This is a genomic window from Micromonospora sp. I033, assembly GCF_053890995.1.
Map to the genome: position 1 here is coordinate 1 of NZ_JBSSLX010000303.1, position 5309 is coordinate 5309.

A 5309-nucleotide genomic window follows, 5' to 3' on the forward strand; every position below is an offset into this window, starting at 1 on the left:
CGGGAGCCCAGGTCGCTGTCGTCGGGCAGGGCCGGGGGCAGCGGCGCCGCGGGCGGCACGGTGGTGGCCCCCGGTCCGGCGACGGGCGTCCGGGTGGGCAGCGCGGGGGACTGCGTCCCCTCGGGCAGCGGGATCACCACCGGGCCGACCGACGGCGTCGGGATGAACGGGGTGCTGCTGTCCGGGAGGGCGCTGTTCCCCACGGTGGCCGATCCGGCGCTGATCGCGGCGAGGATCGGCATGGAGGCGGTGCCGGCCAGCAGCGCGACGGTGAACAGGTAGCCCCGGCTCGGGCCGCCCAGGCCCTGCGCGCGGTGCGCCCCGACCACCCGCCGGTAGCCGGATCGCGGCACCGCCCGGTGCCGGCCGAGGAACGGGGAGCCCGGTGGACCCTCTGGCGGCTCGGACACCGGCACACTCCTCGTACGCGTGGACAGGACGGGATCCCGGCACAGGCTAAACGGACAAATGCCGCAGCGGGGACCACCGTCAGCTTGAACCAGTGACGCTCAGTTCACCAGCCGCCACAGCGTGTCGACACACAAATTGTCCGTCGTTCGGAGACGAGTAACGAGACAAATACGTCTATGAGTCGCGAACGAGACGGAACGTCACCGGGGCGGGAGGCCGTACTGTGGGCCCGCTCACCTCCTCTGCAATCATTCAGTCACGACGGCAACGCAGCCGCCACCTCCGCGCACCCCGCGGCTGGTGCGGTACGGCGCCGGCGCTCCCGGGCCGGGCTCCCGCACGGACCCGGCTCACGCCGCGCGGCAACCCTCACCGGGGCTAGGCGCGGCCGCCAGGGACCGGTCCGGCACCAGCCGGGCCGGGCGCACGATGTGCGCGGCACGGGTCACCCCCCGGCGCCGGCGCAGACCAGACAGGGAGAGACGGATGGCAAAGGGCGACCCCGGGGCCGCCACCCGCAGCAGGCGGGCCGCACCCCGTACCAAGCGCGCCGCCGCCACGGGCGAACCGGAGCTCGTGCAACTGCTCACGCCGGAGGGCGAGCGGATCGAGAGCGCGCTCGGCCCGGACGGGACCGAGTACCGCGTCGACTTCACCGACGAGGAGTACCGCGGGCTCTACCGCGACCTCGTGCTGGTCCGGAAGCTCGACGCCGAGGCCACGGCGCTCCAGCGCCAGGGCGAGCTGGGCCTCTGGGCCAGCCTGCTCGGCCAGGAGGCGGCGCAGGTCGGCTCCGGCCGGGCGCTGCGTACCCAGGACATGGCCTTCCCGACCTACCGGGAGCACGGCGTCCTCTACTGCCGGGGCATCGACCCGATCATGCCGCTCGGCCTGTTCCGCGGCGTCGACCAGGGCGGCTGGGACCCGAACGAGTTCAAGTTCAACATGTACACGATCGTCATCGGGGCGCAGACCCTGCACGCGACCGGGTACGCCATGGGCGTCGCCATGGACGGCAAGACCGGCAGCGACGATGGCGAGGCGGTGATCGCCTACTTCGGTGACGGCGCCACCAGCCAGGGCGACGTCAACGAGTCGTTCGTCTGGGCCAGCGTCTTCAACGCCCCGCTGGTGTTCTTCTGCCAGAACAACCAGTACGCCATCTCCGAGCCGCTGGAGCGGCAGACCCGCGTCCCGCTCTACCAGCGGGCCGGCGGCTTCGGCTTCCCCGGCGTCCGGGTCGACGGCAACGACGTGCTCGCGTCGTACGCGGTCACCCGGCACGCGCTGGACAACGCGCGGCACGGCCAGGGCCCGAGCCTCATCGAGGCGTACACCTACCGGATGGGCGCCCACACCACCTCGGACGACCCGACCCGCTACCGGATCGCCAGCGAGGTCGAGGCCTGGCAGGCCAAGGACCCGATCGCCCGGATGAAGGCGTTCCTGACCAAGCAGCAGATCGTCGACGAGTCGTTCTTCGCCGAGGTCGACGAGCAGGCCCGGGCCGAGTCGGTGCACCTGCGGGAGCGGGTGCTCGCCATGCCGAACCCGGAGCCGGTGACCATGTTCGACCACGTCTACCCCAACGGGTCCCCCGAGCTCGACGAGCAGCGGGCCCAGTTCACGAAGTACATGGAGTCGTTCGAGGGGAGCGCCCACTGATGGCCACAGAGACGCTCACCCTCGGCAAGGCCCTGAACGCCGGCCTGCGCAAGGCCCTGGAGAACGACCCGAAGGTCGTCATCATGGGCGAGGACGTCGGCAAGCTCGGCGGCGTCTTCCGGATCACCGACGGCCTCCAGAAGGACTTCGGCGACCAGCGGGTGATCGACACCCCGCTCGCCGAGTCCGGCATCATCGGCACCGCGGTCGGCCTGGCCATCCGCGGCTTCCGGCCGGTCTGCGAGATCCAGTTCGACGGCTTCGTCTACCCGGCGTACGACCAGATCGTGTCGCAGGTGGCGAAGATGCACTACCGCTCGCAGGGCAAGGTGCGGATCCCGATGGTCATCCGGATCCCCTACGGCGGCGGCATCGGCGCGGTCGAGCACCACTCGGAGTCGCCCGAGGCGTACTTCGCGCACACGGCCGGCCTCAAGGTCGTGAGCTGCGCGAACCCGCAGGACGCGTACTCGATGATCCAGCAGGCCATCGCCTCCGACGACCCGATCGTCTTCCTGGAGCCGAAGCGGCGCTACTGGGAGAAGGGCCCGGTCGAGCTGGACGCCCCGCTGGCCGACGCGTACCCGCTGCACGCGGCCCGGGTCGCCCGGCCGGGCACCGACGCCACCGTGCTGGCGTACGGCCCGATGGTCCGCACCGCCCTGGACGCGGCCACCGCCGCCGCCGAGGACGGCCGGGAGCTGGAGGTCATCGACCTGCGCACGCTCTCCCCGCTGGACCTGACCGCCGCGTACGAGTCGGTGAAGCGCACCGGCCGGTGCGTGGTCGTCCACGAGGCCCCGGGCAACCTGGGCCTCGGGTCGGAGATCGCCGCCCGGATCACCGAGGAGTGCTTCTACTCCCTGGAGTCCCCGGTGCTGCGCGTCACCGGCTTCGACACCCCCTACCCGGCCGCCCGGGTGGAGGAGGAGTACCTGCCCGACCTCGACCGGGTGCTCGACGCCGTCGACCGCACCTTCGGCTGGTGAGCGGCATGTCACGGATCAAGGAGTTCAACCTCCCCGACCTGGGCGAGGGCCTGACCGAGGGCGAGATCCTCGCCTGGCTGGTCAAGGTGGGCGACGACATCGAGCTGAACCAGCCGATCGTCGAGGTGGAGACCGCCAAGGCGGCGGTCGAGATCCCGGCGAAGTGGGCCGGGCGGGTGCAGGCGATCTTCCACCCGGAGGGCGCCACGGTCGAGGTCGGCACCCCGATCATCGCGATCGACACCGACCCGAACGCCGGGCCGATCGAGCAGTCGACGACCGGTGCGCCGGCCGCCGACCTGCCCACCCCGTCGGCGGCCTCGCTGGCCGCCGTCGAGGTCGCGCCCGAGGAGGGCATGGTCGAGCCGGGTCTGATCGGCGGCGTGGCGCCGGGCGGGCGTACCGCCGTGCTGGTCGGCTACGGCCCGCGCAACGCACCGGCCAAGCGCCGCCCGCGCAAGGGCGGCGTCCCGGCCCAGGCTGCGGCAGCCCCGGCCGCCCCGGTCCGGCCCGCGCCGGCCCCGGTGGTCCCCGTGTCGCCCGCGCCGGCGGTGAACGGCACCGGCCCGGTGCTCGCCAAGCCGCCGGTCCGCAAGCTCGCCAAGGACCTCGGCGTCGACCTCGCCACGCTGATCGGCTCGGGCCCGCTGGGCTCGATCACCCGGGAGGACGTACAGCAGGCGGCGAGCGGGACCCCGGCGGCGGCCGAGCCGCTGACGGTCGCGGCGCCGGTCACGGCGGCCGCGAGCTTCGGCGCGGACCGCGAGCAGCGCATCCCGGTCAAGGGGGTACGCAAGCTCACCGCGGAGAACATGTCCCGCTCGGCGTTCACCGCCCCGCACGTCACGGAGTTCCTGACCGTCGACGTGACCAGGGCCATGAAGGCGCTGGACCGGCTCCGCGAGCGGCGTGAGTGGCGGGACGTGCGCGTCTCGCCGCTGCTGCTGGTCGCCAAGGCGGTGCTGCTGGCGGTCAAGCGCCACCCGATGGTCAACTCGACCTGGGCCGGCGAGGAGATCGTGGTCAAGGACTACGTGAACCTGGGCATCGCGGCGGCAACCGAGCGCGGCCTGATCGTGCCGAACATCAAGGACGCCGGTCGACTCTCGCTGCGGGAGCTGGCGGACGCGATGACCGAGCTGGTGCAGACGGCCAAGGCGGGGAAGACCTCGCCGGCCGACATGTCCGGCGGCACGCTGACCATCACCAACGTCGGCGTCTTCGGCGTCGACACGGGCACCCCGATCCTGCCTCCGGGCGAGTCCGCGATCCTCGCCTTCGGCGCGGTCCGGGAGCAGCCCTGGGTGCACAAGGGCAAGGTCAAGCCGCGCCTGGTCACCACCCTGGGCCTCTCCTTCGACCACCGGATCATCGACGGTGAGCTCGGCTCGAAGTTCCTCCGCGACATCGGGGACTTCCTGGCCGATCCGGAGGCGGCGCTGCTCGCCTGGACCTGACGGTCCACCGCACCAGGCCACGGCCGGTGTGCACGGGTGAACGCCCGGCACACCGGCCGTTGCCGATGCAGGAACGAAACTTCGGCCCATCGGGCCTCCTGACCTACGATCCTTAGGTGCGTGGTTCAGCTCACCTAATAATCGATGGAAGTTGGCGGCGTCATGAGGTTCAATAGAGACATCAAGGGGCTGACAACCGAATAGCCAGGAGGAGAGACCCAGATGAGCATGATCGAGCGAATCCGCAACCGCCGCGACGCCAACCGCCGCGCCCGCGCCATCGAGCACGCGCTGCGTTCCGCCAACTCGCCCGCGGTCCGCGAGGAGCTTCTCGCCATCGCCCAGCGTCACATGAGCTGACGCTCCCCTACTTTCCTCACCTCCTCCAGTTCGAAGACCCGCCCGGGGCGCACCGGGCGGGTCTTCGGCGTTTCACGTCGATTGACACCGGGATTCCACCTCGCCGCACCGCCCGGTACGGTGGGGCTCGGTCGCCAACCGCCCGCCCCCGGACCGATCGCCTCGAGAGCAACCGATCGATATCGTCCGGTGACGTTCGGTGACGGCCGGTGCTCCCCCGGGCGCCTCCGGGCGGCCACCGGATACGGTGCGGGGAGCCCGCACGGCCGGTACCTGCCGGCGACGCCGGCAGCCATGCCGACGGTCCCGATCGGCATCGGCGGCCGACATGTGATGGAGGAGGCGCACCCATGACGTCCGAGGCCCCGCACCGCCCCGGCCAGGAGCCGGGCGAGGTGTCGCCGGGCGCCGGCGGACCGGTGCCGTA

General features: G+C 72.0%; 4 protein-coding genes and 1 pseudogene. 4 read left to right on the forward strand and 1 reads right to left on the reverse strand.

Features of this window, described 5'->3' with window-relative positions; translation table 11 throughout:
• Positions 1–410, reverse strand: a pseudogene (locus tag ACW0Q9_RS28890) (hypothetical protein); the annotation flags it as partial.
• 487 nt (positions 411–897) lie between these two features.
• Between ACW0Q9_RS28890 and pdhA the strand changes: the two are divergent.
• From pdhA to ACW0Q9_RS28910, 4 genes are all read left to right on the forward strand, one after another.
• Complete coding sequence (pdhA, locus tag ACW0Q9_RS28895; RefSeq protein WP_456186670.1) at positions 898–2076, forward strand: pyruvate dehydrogenase (acetyl-transferring) E1 component subunit alpha; 1179 nt, start codon at positions 898–900, stop codon at positions 2074–2076.
• Positions 2076–3065, forward strand: a complete 990-nt coding sequence (locus ACW0Q9_RS28900; protein ID WP_456186672.1) for an alpha-ketoacid dehydrogenase subunit beta — start codon at positions 2076–2078, stop codon at positions 3063–3065. The genes pdhA and ACW0Q9_RS28900 overlap by 1 nt, the downstream gene beginning before the upstream one ends.
• The gene (locus ACW0Q9_RS28905) at positions 3062–4522 is read left to right on the forward strand and encodes a dihydrolipoamide acetyltransferase family protein (protein WP_456186674.1); all 1461 of its coding nucleotides are present in this window, start codon (positions 3062–3064) and stop codon (positions 4520–4522) included. Before ACW0Q9_RS28900 ends, ACW0Q9_RS28905 begins: the two co-directional genes overlap by 4 nt.
• A gap of 222 nt (positions 4523–4744) precedes the next feature.
• A complete protein-coding gene (locus tag ACW0Q9_RS28910; RefSeq protein WP_165823299.1) occupies positions 4745–4882 on the forward strand; it encodes a hypothetical protein in 138 nt (45 codons plus the stop codon).
• Positions 4883–5309: the final 427 nt, after the last annotated feature.